Genomic DNA, 17,553 nt, shown 5'->3' with positions numbered 1-17,553 from the left:
ATAATTGGAAAAAAAATAAAGGCTATCCAACAAAAGAACATCGCGAGGCCATTTTAAAATATGGCCCAACCAAATACCATAGGAAAACATTTAGATTATTACCAGAACAATATCGATTGGATCTATAACTTTTTATATTTGTGATATAATTTATTTTAATGACACGATTTAAATTCCTGCTTGTATTTATTGTTTTATTTGTTTCTTGCAAGAAGGATAAATACACGATCGAGAATCCTATCCAATTAATCCCTTCAAACGCAAATTCAGTTATTGTAATCAAGGATCTAAATGATTTTATGAGTAGTTCAAAAACTCATGCTATTTTAAAAAATATACATAATAAGGAGTCAAAAAATGCTTCTTCGCTTCTTAAAAACCTAAATTCATCCAAGCCAATTTATATAGCATTTCTAAATCAAGATGATGCCGATTACCTACTCCTAACAGAAAATGATTCTATTCTATTTAAGATTGATTCATTTCCGAACCATACATCTGAGCGCTTGACAAAAATTAACGTTGATAAAATTCAAGTTGATTCATCTCAGTTTTACACGAAAATAAAAGGGGGTTACTTCTGCGCTTCTAATAACTTAGATATCATAAAGCACCTCGAGATCAATAACGAGCATGGTGAATTCGATAAACTTACAACAACACTTGATGATAAATCTATTACATCAATAGTATTTAAAGATCTAAAAAGTCCATATCACGAGCTATTTCTTGACGAGAATAATTTGCTTGAAGGACGTGTATCAACCATTGACCTAGGCTATAACGAAGACAATCTCATATTTAACGGTGTAACAACCTCTCAAGATACCACTAGCACAATACTGAATTGCTTCTCCAAAACTGTTCCTCAGAAAATTAATGCAGTAGCAATAGCACCTTCCGAAACCACATCTTTAGTTTCTTTGACGTATAATGATTTTTCAACTTTTAACACCAACATTCAATCCTATCGAAATGTAGACATAGATAGCTCCAACAGTTTTATGAGTTTTACGAATGAAATTTCTTTATGCGACAATGCAATAATTCTCCATTCTTTGGATACGGATCTTATATTGGAAACAATTGAAGATAAAACAACACATGAATCATTCAGAGATATTAACATCTATAAATTTGGAAGACCTGATATGTTTGAAACTATAGTTGCACCGTTCTTTAACTATTCAAATGCGGATTATTTCTTTATCTACAAGGATTTTGTGGTTTTTTCAGACGCTGTAGCATCTCTTAAATCTATAATCGCTTCCGCTTTAAACCATAACACCTTATCCAATTCAGAGGCATTTATTAATATTGAAGATAATTTAAGTGATGAGGCTTCATTATTTATTTTTAAAAATTCAAAGGGTTTATCTGAAGCCTTAGATCGGAATTTAATTGGTTATGATGCTAATGTTGTTCAGTACATTTATGATGAGAACTACGCACACATTAATGGAGTTATTCAAAAATTTAAAAGAAAAGCGGTAGCGTATTCAATAAACGAATTTTTTACTGCCAGCTTAGATGCGCAATTACTCTCAACACCACAGACTGTGAAAAATCACATTACTAAAGCATATGACATTGCTGCGCAAGATGTAGATAACAATTTATACCTTATTTCCAGTTCTGGAAGTGTGCTATGGAAAAAACAACTTAAAGGTAAAATTCTTGGCAAAATAGAACAAATTGACATGTACAAAAATGGGAGATTACAGCTTGTTTTTGCCACTCCTAATCACATATATATCCTAGATAGAAATGGGAATGACGTGACTCCCTCCCCTCTCAAGTTTAGTGATGATATCACGCAACCCCTATCTGTTTTTGATTACGATAAAAACCGAAACTATAGACTCCTTGTAACTCAAGGAAAATCACTTTTAATGTACGATGGAAAAGGAAAAAGAGTCGATGGTTTTAATTACAACAATAATGGTTTTGTCATTAGTTCCCAACCTAAGCATTTTAGAATAGGGAGTAAAGACTACATTGCCTTTAAAACAGGAGACTATTTAAAAATCTTAAATCGACAGGGTAAAGTTAGAATTAACATGAATGAAAGATTAAGATTTTCAGATAATGAGTTGTTCCTTTATCAGAATAAATTCACTTCCACAAGTTCATTAGGCGAACTAATTCAAGTCGATACCAAAGGAACTATGCATACTAAAAATATGAACCTTCCTGAAAATCACTATTTAGAAACCACAAGTAAAACGATGGTTAGCATGACTGATAATATTTTAAATATAAAAGCAAAACGTTTAGATCTCGATTATGGTAATTATTCTGATCCTAAAATTTTCTATCTTAATGATAAAATTTATGTGACAACAACAGATTTAGACTCTAAAAAGGTATATCTATTTGATAGCCAAGCTAAACCTATCCCAAATTTTCCAATTTTTGGAACTTCTGCTGCACATTTACAAAATCTAGATAAAGCTTCAGGATTAGAACTAATTACTCAGGTTGATGATAATTCATTCTTGGTATACAAACTCAATTAAATGTTTACCATCTGTACATCTCATTTTTTTGTCTAAATAGTTATTGCTAATTTTAGAGAGCTTTTAATCAAAAACTTAAATGACCTTAATCATTTGCTTGGTGTGTTAAATGAAATAGCTACAACTGTTTAGATTTATTTTTACTCGACCTAAAAATGCATTTATTCATTGACAAGATCTTAAAAAACAACGATAACCAAATCTCAAAGTCCCTAAATCTGAAAACGCCAAATTTATTTTGGCGTTTTCTTTAGTTTTAAGTGCAGCCTTTTGTAGTATTGCAGTCTTTAAAAAATTAAATATTACAAGATGATTAAGCGCCAAAAAGCTTCCATAAAAGACTGTATAATTCATAAAGTTGGAAACAAATTTAACGACACTAAAAATGCATTTTCAGACAGCACAATTCAGTTTGACGAAGCTACTTATAATCTCATCTTACCTTATCTCTTAAAACCTTTTGTAAGCGTTGCCGAAAGCTATCGTTTTCATCACCATAGCAACGTTGGCTTAAATGAAATTAACACGTACACTGATCAGCTCTTTAATGAAGAAGGTGACTTTATTGAAGTCTCCAAACATATACTAACACAGCTCTACGAGCAGAGTAATTCAGCTCAAATAAAAACTGGTGATGTTGTGGTCTGTTATTTTGAAAATGTGCAATACGAAGACTATTTTACCGATGCCGTTGGCATTTATAAAATTGAAAATAAGACCGAATTTTTTCAGACCTATTTAGAATCTGGAAACTATGATATACTAGTTCAAAAAGGGATACAGGCAAAAAAGGTAGATAAGGGCTGCTTAATCCTTAATACTGGAGATACGGAAGGTAAAATTGTTTTTAGTGTAGACAATAATTCTTACGACACGCAATACTGGATTAAAAGTTTTTTAAACATCAAGTATCCTGACGATAGTAATCAGCACACAAAAAATTGTATTGAATTATGCAGGGAGTTCTCAAAGGAAATATTACAACCTAATTTTGGAGGTCAAGAACAAAGTAATTTCTTAGCCAAAACAGTAGACTTTTTTAAAGAAAATGAAATCGTAAATCTTGAAACCTTTAAAGAAGAAGTTTTTGATGAGGAAGACCATATGCACCTCTTTGAAGACTATAAGAAATCTTATGAAGCTGAAAATAAAGTCTTGATTAGAAACCAATTTGATGTGTCTGATCGTGTCTTAAAAAAACAAAAGCAAAAGATTAAGACAGAAATAAAATTAGACACCAATATTCAAATAAAATTGGATGTTGATGCCCCAGACGCCTCAGCCGAGTATCTAGAAAAAGGCTATGATGCCGATAAGAAAATGCACTACTACAAAGTCTTTTTTAATGCGGAAGCGTAAATTTAATTAATTTAGACCTTTATGGCGAAGCAAAAGAAAGACACATTCAACGATTTTGGTTTTTGGGAAAAATCACCTTCAGAGGGTTACAAAGCTCTTAATGAAGATGGGAGTTTTAATATTGAAAAAGTCGAGATTTTGAATTTATTGCTATGCTAAAAGCGTATGACAAGTCATCGGGTCAAATAGTGTATTTATGAGCCTCCTACAAACCTGATGAAATTGAATGGAGACAAAATTTTGTATATGCTGCAAAACGCAAAAATGGAAAAACGCTTGTCGATGTTAGCAAAATTAATGAAAGTGAAGCTGCAGAACTAAATACTTAAGCCAACTCTACTGCACTAAAAGCAAAGAAAATAATTGTAACTTTACTCAATAACTAACTACTCTCTATCCTAAATGAAGGAACTTTCTAACCTCTTCGAAATTGAACTTAATACAGTAAACAGTGTCGATTTTATTATTGGATTTATTATAACTCTTTTACTCAGTTTTACTATAAGCTACAGTTATAAAAAGTATGCCTTATCCGTATCTAATAAGAGTTTAACAGGATCATTATTTCCTTTTTTTAGTATTGCCATATTTGTAATTGTAATTACCATTAAATCCAGTCTTGTATTATCCCTCGGATTAGTTGGCGCATTATCCATAATTAGATTTAGAACTGCTGTTAAAGAAGCAGAACAACTCGTTTATTTTTTAGTACTTACAGCAGTGTCTATTTCAACTGCTGCAGAAGGCTATTTATTTGCAATATTCCTGGTAGTTTTTGTTTTTGCTTTTAGTGTATATCGCAAAAGAAAGTATGTCTCCAGTGCTATTACCCAAAATGACCAACTGGTTCTAAGGTTTGACAATTTACCTTCAAAAACACTGGAGGAGTTAGTCAAAGTCTTAGTTGATTTAGACTGCAACGTAACCATTCAAAACTATAACGTTAAGCAAGATTTCACCGTTGTTGTATTAAAAATATCAGGTTTAAACTTAGACATTCTGGACCGTTTTGAAACAGCTACTAAAAGTGTAGAACATTCAAAGTTGATAGAGCTTCAGGTCATCAATTCTATCGATTAAATTTATATGCGATTTCATCCAAAAAACAAAAGGCCCAAAGCCTATTATCTTAAGGTTTTTAGTCCCGTTTTATTGTTAGGAATTGTTTTATGTTGGATGCATTTTAATATCATAAAACGTTCATTAATTGATGTAAATGCACGTGCAGCTTACACTGCTCTTTTAGATACTAAATTTGAAATAAACGAAATCTTTTTTGAAGATTCCGAAACTAACCGAAAGCAACTCTTCGTTAAGATGAGTCCGTCAAAATATGTAAGCTTTCAAAAGGAACGCGCAAAGAAAACTAAGGATTTTATTGTTAACCATTACAATGATACATTTAACTTTACCTATTACAAAGCCAAGGTTAATTTAGATGCAAATTTTAGTAATGCAGACATCAAACTCTTTGGACAATATCCTGATCATTTTGGAGATTCTGATGGTCATAGTTTTCGATTAAAATATGATGGTGATGCTGGTTTTGGCAAGAAAAAAGTCAATGTTTGCAAACCCATTTGTAGATCCTTTAATCTTGATAGAATGCTAAATACAATCTACAGTAAAGCTTTCTCTGGATTAAATATTAGCTCAGAACCCATTGATGTTATTTTTAACAAGCAAGACTATGGCATCTATCTTATTGAAGACTTTCTAGATAAATATTTGATCGAAGAAAATCGGCATCGCGAGAGCTTTATTTTTGAGGTAGTTGATGATCAAATTTATTTTAATCATTCTCCTAAAGATGAGCAATTTATTACTCAACAAACCTTGATTTCTGAACTGGTTTTAGCGGAAGATAGAAAAGCGTTTTTTAAACAAATTGATGAAGAAAAACTCTATGGTTTTCTTGCCCTTGTGTTAATCAGCAATAATAACCATGCTGTCTTGGATATTAATCTTCACTGGTACTACAATCCTGTATCCAACACTTTTGAACCAACAGTAAGAGAAACTAAAATTACAGAGCTTCAAGGTACTATTAATCAGGATGAATTTTATCAGGAAATGCAGGCGATCATCAGTTACCGAAATCCAATAATTACCGGTTGGATGGACATGGTTGGTAAAGACCGTTTTAATCACGGAATTAGAAGAGCTATTGGAAAAATTAAAGCGGAATTAGACCTACTAAGTAAGGATGCTGAGTATTTAGATTTTCGACAGAAACTAATTGGATTCAAGTCTAAAATGAATAAAACTGAAACCCGTTTTGCAACAAACTTAGATAAGCTAACACTTAATCCTTCTTTTCATCCTAAAGTTGCAATTGAAACTAAACGCATTACCAATGACACTATACTATCGAGCGATTTAGTCATTTCAAAATATCAACATTTAATCGTTGAAGAAGGCGTTAACATAAGTCTTGAAAATGATGCAGATCTTTTGATTTTAGATGGCCAACTCACTATTGCAGGCACTGAGGAAAATCCTGTGAATATTATAGCAAAATCTCAATCTCAATCCTCAATTTATATTCAGACACCATTAAAGTCAACCTTCTACAATACCTATTTTTCTGGGCTCTATGGACTTGAAAAAGGAATTTGGCAATTACCATCTGCCATAACATTGTATGAGTCTAATGCCATATTTACAAATTGTCGTTTTACTAACAATTATGTCAGTGATGATATGATCAATATTTTTAGATGTGATGATGTTATCTTTCAGAATTGTTCGTTTGAGAATATTGCGAGTGATGCTATTGATTCTGACTTTTCTAAGGCCAAAATTTTTGAATGCGACTTCAACAAAATTGGTAATGACGGAGTTGATGGTTCCGGCAGTACAATAACTATTGAACAATGTGCATTTAGATATGTCGAAGACAAAGCCATAAGTGCTGGTGAGGCAAGTATATTTTATTCAGAAAACAACACTATTCTATACTCAGAGCTTGGTTTGGTATGCAAGGATGCCTCTGTTCTAGAATCGTATAATGACAGCTTATTGCTTAATACCCTAGACCTTGTTGCATTTATTAAAAAACCGTATTATTCGGAACCATCAGTCAAAATTAAAAATACAGATGTAACAAGTAATTTAATAGAAAAAGAAGTCAAAATCGAAGGCCTTATCGACCCAAAATTCTCTAAAAACATTAATAAAAAACTTTACGGAAATCAGTTTGGAAAAGCCTCAGAATAAATACCGTTTTGAACGCAAATACATCATACAAGCAGAACACCTTGATGTCTTTTTGTTTGAGCTATTGAATCATGGCTATTCTGAAATTTTTGAACAGCGCCAAATCAATAATATTTATTTAGACGATTACGACTGTACGAATGTTTGGGATAACATAGAAGGGATTTCTAATCGCACAAAACCGCGAATTCGTTGGTATGGTGAACAATTCGCAGATTCAAAAAAAACAGTTGAGTTTAAGATTAAATCGAATGATGTGAATAGAAAAGAAGCCATTCATCTCGATGGAAGCCAGCTCAAATCGTTTGGTGATATTGATGCTTATTGGGACAACATTCAAACAAAAATGATTACAAATAAAGAAGCGAAGTTTTATACTGAAAAACTATTCACCCTACGTCCCACCCTACTTAATAGCTACAGTCGAAATTACTTTATTAATGCTGATGAATCTATCAGAATTACAATAGATCAAAACTTATTTTACTATTCACCATTGACTTATACAGAAGATACGGATACTAGCATTATAATTGAAATAAAATATAATTCTGAGTACATACCTTCGAATAATTTGTTTGGCAATTTAGCTTTAACTAAGCATTCTAAATACATTAAAGGGATGCTGATGACCTCAACGTTTAAGGCAATCTATTAACCTTGTACAAACTCAGCCTCAAAAAGCGTTTTAAAGTGTTTTAAGAGCTTTTCTTTTACTTCAGTCTCATTGATATTATCCATACCTAATTCGTTGTTTAAAGACGTTACAGCTTTCCCGCGAATGCCACAAGGAATAATATTATCAAAATACCCTAAATCGGCATTGATATTAAGTGCAAATCCGTGCATAGTAACCCATCGACTAGCCCGTACTCCCATAGCACAGATCTTACGAGCAAATGGTGTACCAACATCTAACCACACTCCTGTTTCTCCCGGACTACGCTCAGTCTGTAAGCCATATTCAGCTAAAGTTAAAATGATCATTTCCTCTAAAAAACGCAGATACTTGTGGATGTCTGTAAAGAAATTATCGAGATCTAAAATGGGATAGCCTACTATTTGTCCTGGTCCATGGTAAGTAATATCGCCACCACGGTTAATTTTATAAAAGGTTGCTCCCTTGTCCTTTAATTGTTCCTCAGACAACAACAAATTTGAAAGGTCTCCGCTCTTTCCTAAGGTGTATACATGCGGATGCTCAACAAATAGAAAATGGTTATCTGTTTCCAGACCTGCATCTTCTCTTCGGTTTTTAATTTTAGTATCTAAAATGGCTTTAAAAAGTATTTCTTGGTAGTCCCAAGTCTCTTTGAAATCTTTTAAGCCTAAATCTTCTAACTGGACGGTTTTATTCATCTACAAAATCAACTTTCACATCTAGCATTAACGGATTTTTCAGATATTCAATCCAACTGGCTTTATACGTTACGGTTTTACCATCTTCTGAAATGGCAGCACCATCTATAGAGACTGACTTTACACGTTTTGGAAACGTAAGTGAAACGTTATAATAAGACTCTTCAAAGTACTGCATAAACTCTTTGTCACTCTCATCCGTATCATCAAACAATTCGGCCATAGATTGCTCTAATTCTTCGGCAGACATTTCCATTGAAGTTACACGTTCAAACCCACTATCACTCATCAGATAATTGACACGTTCACCATCAGAACCCATAAATTTCCCAATTGGTGAGCCATTTTTCATTGCGTTTATTTGATCGCCTTGCCCATTAATACTCTGTGCTTTCTTAATCTTTTCTTGTATATCTTTCAGACCATCAAGTGACTTAAAATTTAGCCCAATACCAATATCCATGACACCCTCATCCTCATCCATTTTCATAGTCATAAACATATCTTTTACAGCCTCCATAGCAAGACGTTTATCTTCAGGCAAGGCAGCGACACTGTCTTTATAGGTCTCCATAATATCCGCAAAAACCATCAGAGTATCCATAACCGCACCTTTTTCTTTTTCATCAGAATTAGCAGTACCTCCACCCATTTGTTCTGTGAAGGCTTTCATGGCATCACCCATTTGATACGTTACCAAAAATTGCCCTGATTGCCCATCATCAAAGACTATAGATTCAGTAACATTACAACTGGTTAAAAACAGAGTGAGTGTGAATAAAAGGAGTAGTTTTTTCATGTGTACTTTATTGTTTTAGTAAAGTACAAAGATATAGAATTATCGCTCAGGATTATTAAGAATCACTAAGGCTGCAATTACGCCAGGAACCCATCCACAAAGCCAAAGTAAAAATGTAATAAGAATTGAACCGCAGCCTTTATCCAAAACAGCTAAAGGTGGACAAATAATTGACAAAATAACACGCCAGATACTCATAATTTCGTTTGATGATTTGATGTAATAATAGGACGTACTTTTGTTAAATTTGTTACACTATTTGTTATTAGAACCTGAGAATACTCTAAAATTATGTAGATTCGTTTTATGCAAATCAGGCTATTAATAGGTTTTCTTTTAACTTCATTTTTCTGTGAAGCACAATATTCATTCTCAGGATATGTAAATCCTGAAGAATGGGATAATACGGTATACTTGTCTATTGTAGACGATTATCGCAAACTTTCTGGAGTATACACGGAACAGATTATTGCAAAAACTAAAGCGGATGAATCTGGCTTTTTTGAATTTAAGGGCAATATGTTAGATAGTCAGAATCGTATTTATCGCATTCATATTGACAAATGCACGGAGTCTGAACAAGACCTCAATCATTTCAATGGCCATTGTGGTGACAGCGAACAAATACTATTTATTGCAAAGAATACCGATACCCTTAAATTACCCTTCTCCTTTGGTAATCAGGTTTTTTGCAAGATTGAATCTAATAATCCAAAAGCCAATGCCTTCTTAAGAATCGATTCACTTAAGAATGACATGCGCTATGCGTATTCAGAAGTTAGAACTGAAGCTAATCGAAAACTGAACAATAAAAAGTGGTTTAAACTGCTTCAAGATTATGGTGAGGTTTATAACGAACCTATCGCCGAACTTTCCATCTTTGCATACTTATCAGATCGAAGCAGTGATTTTCATAATTATTATGTTGAGGATTTACAAAACAACAGTTATTACGATGATTTACAGGCACGTCTAGAAGACAACTACCCAGACGCCTCTTATACTATACAATACCGCAACGAATTAGCCGCAGATCGGTATATGCTTGCTTCAAATAATGCTTCAACTTCGAGTCCAATTTGGAAAATGCTATTGTATGGACTTCTCGCTTCTTCAATAATTTTAAATGGTTTTTTTCTGTTCCGAAATTGGAAACGAAAAACCTTAGTCAAACAGAATCTAAAATCTAAATTATCCAAACAAGAACAAGTTGTCTTAGAACATATCTTGCTAGACAAAACAAATAAGGACATAGCTGAGGCGCTTTTCTTAAGTGTTAGCACTGTAAAATCTCATACTAACAACATTTATAAAAAACTAAATGTGCAATCTAGGGACGATGCTAAATCTTTGTTTATTAAGTAATTATAAAATTCAACCCAGGTACTAGTACCAATTTCCAACCTAAAATTCTTAGTTACCTCATCGTAATATTGGATGTTTGTTTCATTATTAATCATAAAATATTCTATCATGAAACGAACACTTAATTCATTCATCATTTTTGTATTGGCTTTTGGTTTTTTCAATGCAACTTCAATGGAACTCGATAAATATGAAGCCAAAGTTGCAGTGATTAAATTTAAAACCGAAGTTATAGACTATGGCACTATAGAACAAAATTCAGATGGAACACGTTTCTTTTCATTCACCAACGAAGGTGATGCACCACTGTTAATCACAAAAGTAAAAACCAGTTGCGGTTGTACTGTACCAAGTTATTCAAAAGTACCCATTCTTTCTGGCGATTCAGGCGAAGTAGAGATTAAATACAACACTAATAAACTTGGGGCTTTCACTAAAACCATAACAGTAATATCCAATGCCGAAGGCGGAAATAAAATCTTAAAGATTAAAGGAAACATCATCGCTTCATAATAATCAACACCATATGAGCCTAACAGCGTCTTTTGTTAGGCTTTTTTAATATCACCAATCATGAAATTACACTTAACTATGGCCGTAGCTTTCTTGCTATGCCTACAAGTAAATGGGCAACAACTCAATGTTGAAATCACTGAAAACACGACAACACCTTACCTACTTGGAAGAATTGATAGATCAGGATTAGAATTGGATAATTACAAAACTTGGTTTTCAAAAAACTACGAAAACTATGGTATAAACACAGCACTCACCAATCAATTTGCTTCAGATTTAAAAGAATACAACATTACACTATTTATGGGTACGTGGTGTGGAGACAGCAAAAGAGAAGTTCCGCGATTTTATAAGATTCTTGAAGCCTGTAATTTCCCTATGGATCAACTCACAGCAGTAGCATTAAGCAGACAGCCTGATATGTACAAGCAAAGTCCACAACACGAAGAAGCTGGACTTAATATTCATCGGGTACCAACATTTATTTTTTATAAAAATGGTGAAGAAGTAAATCGTATTGTTGAAGAACCTGTTCAATCTCTTGAAGATGATATTCTAGACATTGTCACAGGTAACGACTACAAATCCAATTACCAAATTGTAGCTATTGTTGACGATATCTTGAAGAAAAAAGGGGTTAAAGGTTTAAAAAGAAAGCACGAGAAACTATTTAGAAAACATAAGGACAAGGTTAGTAGCATGTTCGAGTTAAATACCTATGGTCGTATCTTGTATGGTATTAATCGTATCGATGAAGCTATTTCTGTATTTACACTAAATACTAAAATGTTTCCAGATGAGCCAAGAACCTATATGAGTTTAGCCAATACGCTTGGGGTTACAGGGCAAAAAGAAAAAGCTATCAAAGTATTAGAAGACGCAATTAGTCTTCATCCCAAAAATGAAGATCTAAAAGCAAATTTAGAGGTCATTAAATCAAATTAAAAAGCTATTCTCCAATTCTATCAAATAATGTAATTTTGCATTTCTAAATAAACCAGAATGCAACTTTCAGAACAAGAATTAGTAAGACGCGAAAAGTTAGACAGATTAAGAGCCTTAGGAATTAATCCTTATCCAGCCGATTTATTTCCAGTAAACCATACTTCTAAACAGGTCAAATCGGATTATGAAGAAGGAAAACAGGTGATTGTTGCTGGTCGATTAATGGTGATTAATATTCAAGGAAAAGCGTCCTTTGCGCAATTACAAGATAGTGAAGGTCGTATTCAAGTTTATTTTAACAGAGACGAAATCTGTCCTGGAGAAGATAAAACCTTATACAATGAGATTTTCAAAAAACTAATTGACCTTGGAGATTTTATAGGTATTGAAGGTAAACTTTTCACCACTAAGGTTGGCGAAAAAACTGTAATGGTGAAAGCTTTTAAACTTTTAAGTAAGGCCTTAAAACCGCTACCTATTCCTAAGCAAAAAGATGGCGTAACTTATGATGCCTTTACTGACCCTGAGCAACGTTACAGACAGCGCTATGCAGACTTAGCAGTAAACCCACATGTTAAAGACGTTTTTATAAAGCGCACTAAGCTTTTTAATGCCATGCGTCAATTCTTTAATGATGCAGGTTATTTTGAGGTAGAAACTCCTGTTTTACAACCGATAGCAGGAGGTGCTGCGGCACGTCCTTTTGTTACACATCATAATAGTTTAGATATTCCGCTTTACATGCGTATTGCTAATGAGCTGTACCTGAAAAGACTTATCGTTGGTGGTTTTGATGGCGTATATGAGTTCTCGAAAAACTTCAGAAACGAAGGTATGGACAGAACCCACAATCCTGAATTTACAGCGATGGAGATTTATGTCGCTTACAAGGACTACAACTGGATGATGGATTTCTGTGAAAAGCTATTAGAGCATTGTGCAATAACTGTTAACGGGACTACTAAAGCGACTTTTGGTGACTATGAAGTGGACTTTAAAGCCCCTTACAAGCGTATTTCAATGCGCGATTCTATATTAGAATTCACAGGATTTGATATCTACGGAAAATCAGAATCTGAAATTAGAACGGCTGCCAAAAGTATGAACATCGAGGTAGATGATAGCATGGGTAAAGGTAAACTCATCGATGAGATTTTTGGCGAAAAATGCGAGGGTAATTATATCCAACCAACGTTTATAACTGACTATCCAAAAGAGATGAGTCCGTTATGCAAAGAACATAGACAAAACCCAGAATTAACAGAACGTTTTGAGCTTATGGTTTGCGGTAAAGAAATTGCCAATGCCTATTCAGAACTTAATGATCCGATTGATCAACGCGAACGTTTTGAGCATCAATTAGAATTGGCTAAAAAAGGTGATGATGAAGCCACTGGAACTATTGATTATGACTTTTTGAGGGCCTTAGAATACGGTATGCCTCCTACTTCAGGAATGGGAATTGGCATGGATCGCTTAATTATGTTTTTAACTAATAATCAGAGCATACAAGAGGTTCTATTTTTCCCACAAATGCGTCCAGAGAAAAAACAAGTTACTTTAAGTGATAATGAAAAAGCCATATTCGAAATCTTAAAGACGCAAAAGCGTATGGATTTAAATGAGTTAAAATCACAATCTGGTCTTAGTAATAAGGGATGGGATAAAGGCATTAAAGGATTAGCTAAACATGGTCTTACTAAGGTTGAGAAGACTGAAGAGGGGCTCTTTGTGGAAATTCTATAAGTAGATATACTTAATTTTTAGTTAAGGTTAACTGAAGCCTAAATGTGGTGTGCCTTGTTATTTCTTTCATTTTTAGTATTTTCACGATGCTATATAAGAAATCAATCGCCCAAAAATGAAAAAATCTCTTAGTCTCCTACTTATTATTGGATTATATTCTTGTAGTAAAGATGATTCGATAACAACAGCTAAAGATCCATTAGTTGTTGCAGAATTTAAGACCAACCTTTCTGAATTAAACCTTTATAAGGGGAATTTAAGCGCCCTTAATATTACCTCTAGAGCATTTGAATATGAAATAAACACACCTTTATTCTCCGACTATTCACACAAACAGCGCTTTATTGCTTTACCAGAGGGCAAATCGTTGGAGTATGATGGCAATGGCCTCCCTATTTTCCCAGAGAATACGGTTATTGCTAAAACATTTTTCTACAATATCGATGAGCGTGATGAATCCATAGGGAAAACCATTATAGAAACACGAATTCTTATTAAGATCAACGGTTTATGGGAAAGTGGAGATTATAAATGGAATAGCGACCAATCTGATGCTATTTTAGACCTAAATGGAAGTACGGTACCTATCACATGGATCAATGCTAATGGACAAAGCAAAAGTATTGATTATGAGATTCCATCTAATACTGATTGCTTTACATGTCATCAAACCTTTGATAATCTCACTCCTATAGGCCCAAAGCTTCGTAATTTAAACTTTACAATCGATGGCACCAACCAACTTGACCAATTTATTAATGCTGGCTATTTAACTGGCATCACTAACAGTACTGAGGCCAGCAATGTGGTAAATTGGCTTGACAGTAGTGCTTCTCTAGAAAATAGAGCACGCGCCTATTTTGATATCAATTGCGCGCATTGTCATGTTCCAGGTGGGCACTGCGCTGACCAATCGAGTTTGAATTTAGACTACGAAACACTGTTCACTGATTCACAAATTTTTGAACGCCGTTTCAGTATTTCAATCAGAATTTCTGATCATGTCGAAGGCTTTAGTATGCCATTCATTGGAACGACAATGACTCATATTGAAGGTGTAGACTTGTTGCAAGAATTTCTTGACACCCTTTAAGAATCACGTTAAATAAATACTAAAGTCGACCTTGCCTTTGAAAGATTCTCAGTAGAATCCGTATTTTCATGCAAATTTTTTAAAACCGACACAAAGTGAAACGACAATCCATTAAGCTACTTTTTGTAGTTTCAGCTTTTTTAGTTTTTGCGTCATGTAAAACTGCCGAAAAAGCGAGTAAATCAAAAAAAGGAAGTGCAACTACTGCAATGGCAAAACCCCCTGCAAAAAAACCTAACAAAAACGATCCTAAGCCTTACAACAAAGTCATAACCAAAGATGCCAAAAGTGATGCAGGATTATTTACAGTTCATACTTTAAACGATAAATTTTTCTATGAGATTCCAGATTCTCTTTTTGATAGAGAAATGTTGATGGTCACTCGTATTGCCAAAACTGCCAGTGGACTTGGTTTCGGTGGAGGAAAGCAAAATGAACAAGTCCTGAGATGGGAAAGAAAAGGTAAAAAAGTTATTCTTAGGGTTGTATCGTACAACGTTACAGCGGCTGATTCTTTACCCGTAAATGAAGCTGTTAAAAATTCAAATTTTGAGCCAGTACTTTACACCTTCCCAATTAAAGCATACAGCAAAGATTCTACAAGTACGGTAATCGATGTTACACCTTTATTTGATAAAGATGTAAAATCATTAGGATTACCACAATTTAGAAGAACCCCATATAGAGTTACCCGTTTAGAGGCTAACAAATCTTTTATTGAAAGTGTTAAGAGTTACCCAAGAAATATTGAAGCACGTCATGTGAAAACTTACGCAGCAGGACGTCCACCTTCTAACTCTAGTACTGGAAGTATTTCTATTGAGATTAATAATTCTATGATTTTGTTACCAGATAATCCAATGAAGCGTCGTTATTTTGATGAGCGTGTTGGTTGGTTTACTAGCAGTACAACGGATTACGGATTAGGAGATCAAAGAAGTAAAACTTTAACTTATCTTGACAGATGGAGATTAGAGGTTAAAGATGAAGACATTGAGAAATTTAAGCGTGGAGAACTTGTAATTCCGAAAAAACAAATTGTTTATTACATCGACCGTGCTACACCAGAAAAGTGGAGGAAATATATAAAGCAAGGTATTGAAGACTGGCAAGTTGCCTTTGAAGCTGCTGGCTTTAAAGAAGCTATCATTGCTAAAGATCCACCAAGCGTTGAGGAAGATCCTGAATGGACACCAGAAGATGTAAGATATTCTGTTGTACGTTACTTAGCGTCACCAATTCCAAACGCTAATGGACCTCACGTAAGTGACCCAAGAACAGGTGAAATCTTAGAGAGTGATATTAATTGGTACCACAACGTAATGTCTTTGTTGAGAGGATGGTTCTTTGTACAAACGGCAGCCATCAATCCCGAAGCACAAAGTCCTGAGTTTAAAGATGAAGTTATGGGACGATTAATCCGTTTTGTATCTGCACATGAGGTAGGGCACACGTTAGGATTACCACATAACATGGGTAGCAGTGTTGCTTATCCTGTCGAAAAATTAAGAGATGCAGAATTTACTCAAAAGAATGGTACTGCACCTTCAATAATGGATTACGCACGTTTTAATTATGTGGCACAACCAGGTGACGAAGGCGTGGCATTAATGCCTAACATTGGACCTTACGACAAATATTCTATTGAATGGGGTTACAGACCTATCCTAGATAAATCTTCAGAGGATGAAAAAGCCACCTTAATCAAATGGATCACAGACAAAGCTGGTGATCCGGTTTATCGATTTGGACATCAGCAAGTTGGTGACATCCATGATCCTAGCTCGCAAACTGAAGACCTTGGTGATGATGCCATGTTAGCAAGTGACTACGGAATTAAGAACTTAAAGCGTATTGTTCCAAACTTAATTGAATGGTCAACTAAGGCTGGCGAAGACTACGCTGATTTACAAGAAATGTATGGCCATGTAGTATCGCAATTTAACCGTTACATGGGTCATGTCGCCAACAATATCGGTGGTGTTTATGAACACTATAAGGCCGCAGGGCAAGAAGGCGTTGTTTATACTCCTGTAGCCAAAGACCACCAAAAACGTGCTATGGATTTCTTACAAAAACAATTATTTGAAACTCCAGAATGGTTACTTGATAAAGATATTTTTGATCGCATTGAATATTCAGGATCTGTAGATAGAATTAGAGGTATTCAAGCACGAGCCCTTAATACAGTTGTGAGCTTAGGTAAGATGCAACGATTAACTGAAGCACATACCTATGACAGCAATGCCTATGCCTTAACGGACATGATGAGAGACTTACGTCGCGGAATTTGGAGTGAATTACGCACAGGTAAAAAAATAGACACCTACCGCCGTAATTTACAACGTGCTCATATTGATCGTTTAGAATATTTAATGACGGCTAAAAATCAAAGTGGAAGAACATTCAGCCCATATGTAAAAGCCACTGCTGTTAATACAAGTCAATCTGATATTAGAGCGGTTGTAAGAGCAGAATTAAAAACATTACGTTCACAATTACGTAATGCTCGTGGTGGAGATGCAATGAGTCGCATTCACATTGCAGATGCGATAGAGCGTGTTAATAATATTTTGGATCCTAAATAATCCATACTTAATAGATTAAATAAAGGCTTCAATTCTTATTGAAGC

The 17,553-nt window shown here is 34.3% G+C and carries 15 protein-coding genes and 1 pseudogene; 13 read left to right on the top strand and 3 right to left on the bottom strand.

Annotated elements, in window-relative coordinates; genetic code table 11:
- From HRU49_RS11545 to HRU49_RS11515, 7 genes and pseudogenes are all read left to right on the top strand, one after another.
- Nucleotides 1-128: pseudogene (locus tag HRU49_RS11545) on the top strand (ribonuclease HII); the annotation flags it as partial.
- Between the two features lie 171 nt (nt 129-299).
- Nucleotides 300-2,519: a ribonuclease HII gene (locus tag HRU49_RS11540; protein WP_296357297.1), complete on the top strand. Its 2,220-nt coding sequence runs from the start codon at nt 300-302 to the stop codon at nt 2,517-2,519.
- 309 nt (nt 2,520-2,828) lie between these two features.
- On the top strand, nt 2,829-3,878 hold the full coding sequence (locus tag HRU49_RS11535; RefSeq protein WP_296357295.1) for a nucleoid-associated protein: 1,050 nt from the start codon (nt 2,829-2,831) through the stop codon (nt 3,876-3,878).
- A 21-nt stretch (nt 3,879-3,899) separates the two neighbouring features.
- Nucleotides 3,900-4,037 (top strand): hypothetical protein, encoded by a 138-nt coding sequence (locus tag HRU49_RS11530; protein ID WP_296357293.1) that lies wholly within the window; start codon nt 3,900-3,902, stop codon nt 4,035-4,037.
- 243 nt (nt 4,038-4,280) lie between these two features.
- Complete coding sequence (locus tag HRU49_RS11525; RefSeq protein WP_296357291.1) at nt 4,281-4,958, top strand: DUF4956 domain-containing protein; 678 nt, start codon at nt 4,281-4,283, stop codon at nt 4,956-4,958.
- Nucleotides 4,959-4,964: 6 nt separating this feature from the next.
- Entirely contained in the window at nt 4,965-7,097 is a 2,133-nt protein-coding gene (locus HRU49_RS11520) for a right-handed parallel beta-helix repeat-containing protein (RefSeq protein WP_296357289.1), read from the top strand.
- Nucleotides 7,078-7,755, top strand: a complete 678-nt coding sequence (locus HRU49_RS11515; RefSeq protein ID WP_296357287.1) for a VTC domain-containing protein — start codon at nt 7,078-7,080, stop codon at nt 7,753-7,755. Before HRU49_RS11520 ends, HRU49_RS11515 begins: the two co-directional genes overlap by 20 nt.
- Here HRU49_RS11515 and lipB read toward each other — a convergent pair.
- The 3 genes from lipB to HRU49_RS11500 are packed head-to-tail and all read right to left on the bottom strand — an operon-like array spanning nt 7,752 to nt 9,453.
- The gene (gene lipB, locus HRU49_RS11510) at nt 7,752-8,456 is read right to left on the bottom strand and encodes a lipoyl(octanoyl) transferase LipB (RefSeq protein WP_296357285.1); all 705 of its coding nucleotides are present in this window, start codon (nt 8,454-8,456) and stop codon (nt 7,752-7,754) included. The genes HRU49_RS11515 and lipB overlap by 4 nt on opposite strands.
- A complete protein-coding gene (locus HRU49_RS11505) occupies nt 8,449-9,255 on the bottom strand; it encodes a hypothetical protein (protein WP_296357283.1) in 807 nt (268 codons plus the stop codon). Before HRU49_RS11505 ends, lipB begins: the two co-directional genes overlap by 8 nt.
- Before the next feature lie 39 nt (nt 9,256-9,294).
- Entirely contained in the window at nt 9,295-9,453 is a 159-nt protein-coding gene (locus HRU49_RS11500; RefSeq protein WP_092446701.1) for a YqaE/Pmp3 family membrane protein, read from the bottom strand.
- 108 nt (nt 9,454-9,561) lie between these two features.
- Between HRU49_RS11500 and HRU49_RS11495 the strand changes: the two genes are divergently transcribed.
- The 6 genes from HRU49_RS11495 to HRU49_RS11470 all read left to right on the top strand — a co-directional run bounded on the left by HRU49_RS11495 (nt 9,562) and on the right by HRU49_RS11470 (nt 17,508).
- Complete coding sequence (locus tag HRU49_RS11495) at nt 9,562-10,620, top strand: LuxR C-terminal-related transcriptional regulator (RefSeq protein WP_296357280.1); 1,059 nt, start codon at nt 9,562-9,564, stop codon at nt 10,618-10,620.
- Between the two features lie 108 nt (nt 10,621-10,728).
- The gene (locus HRU49_RS11490; RefSeq protein WP_296357278.1) at nt 10,729-11,133 is read left to right on the top strand and encodes a DUF1573 domain-containing protein; all 405 of its coding nucleotides are present in this window, start codon (nt 10,729-10,731) and stop codon (nt 11,131-11,133) included.
- A 60-nt stretch (nt 11,134-11,193) separates the two neighbouring features.
- Entirely contained in the window at nt 11,194-12,081 is an 888-nt protein-coding gene (locus HRU49_RS11485; protein ID WP_296357276.1) for a hypothetical protein, read from the top strand.
- A gap of 57 nt (nt 12,082-12,138) precedes the next feature.
- Entirely contained in the window at nt 12,139-13,827 is a 1,689-nt protein-coding gene (gene lysS / locus HRU49_RS11480; RefSeq protein ID WP_296357274.1) for a lysine--tRNA ligase, read from the top strand.
- 115 nt (nt 13,828-13,942) lie between these two features.
- The gene (locus HRU49_RS11475) at nt 13,943-14,920 is read left to right on the top strand and encodes a hypothetical protein (protein WP_296357272.1); all 978 of its coding nucleotides are present in this window, start codon (nt 13,943-13,945) and stop codon (nt 14,918-14,920) included.
- 95 nt (nt 14,921-15,015) lie between these two features.
- Nucleotides 15,016-17,508, top strand: a complete 2,493-nt coding sequence (locus HRU49_RS11470; RefSeq protein WP_296357270.1) for a zinc-dependent metalloprotease — start codon at nt 15,016-15,018, stop codon at nt 17,506-17,508.
- Nucleotides 17,509-17,553: the final 45 nt, after the last annotated feature.

Source organism: Winogradskyella sp. (assembly GCF_013213975.1).
Lineage (GTDB): Bacteria > Bacteroidota > Bacteroidia > Flavobacteriales > Flavobacteriaceae > Winogradskyella.
This window is presented reverse-complemented; position numbering and strand designations above follow the sequence as displayed.

Bases quoted from the DNA above. Each gene is read 5' to 3' on its own strand.
- HRU49_RS11505 (WP_296357283.1), bottom strand. From the start codon at position 9,255: ATGAAAAAACTACTCCTTTTATTCACACTCACTCTGTTTTTAACCAGT.
- HRU49_RS11495 (WP_296357280.1), top strand. From the start codon at position 9,562: ATGCAAATCAGGCTATTAATAGGTTTTCTTTTAACTTCATTTTTCTGT.
- HRU49_RS11475 (WP_296357272.1), top strand. From the start codon at position 13,943: ATGAAAAAATCTCTTAGTCTCCTACTTATTATTGGATTATATTCTTGT.
- HRU49_RS11500 (WP_092446701.1), bottom strand. From the start codon at position 9,453: ATGAGTATCTGGCGTGTTATTTTGTCAATTATTTGTCCACCTTTAGCT.
- HRU49_RS11490 (WP_296357278.1), top strand. From the start codon at position 10,729: ATGAAACGAACACTTAATTCATTCATCATTTTTGTATTGGCTTTTGGT.
- HRU49_RS11485 (WP_296357276.1), top strand. From the start codon at position 11,194: ATGAAATTACACTTAACTATGGCCGTAGCTTTCTTGCTATGCCTACAA.
- lysS (WP_296357274.1), top strand. From the start codon at position 12,139: ATGCAACTTTCAGAACAAGAATTAGTAAGACGCGAAAAGTTAGACAGA.
- HRU49_RS11540 (WP_296357297.1), top strand. From the start codon at position 300: ATGAGTAGTTCAAAAACTCATGCTATTTTAAAAAATATACATAATAAG.
- HRU49_RS11520 (WP_296357289.1), top strand. From the start codon at position 4,965: ATGCGATTTCATCCAAAAAACAAAAGGCCCAAAGCCTATTATCTTAAG.
- HRU49_RS11530 (WP_296357293.1), top strand. From the start codon at position 3,900: ATGGCGAAGCAAAAGAAAGACACATTCAACGATTTTGGTTTTTGGGAA.
- lipB (WP_296357285.1), bottom strand. From the start codon at position 8,456: ATGAATAAAACCGTCCAGTTAGAAGATTTAGGCTTAAAAGATTTCAAA.
- HRU49_RS11535 (WP_296357295.1), top strand. From the start codon at position 2,829: ATGATTAAGCGCCAAAAAGCTTCCATAAAAGACTGTATAATTCATAAA.
- HRU49_RS11525 (WP_296357291.1), top strand. From the start codon at position 4,281: ATGAAGGAACTTTCTAACCTCTTCGAAATTGAACTTAATACAGTAAAC.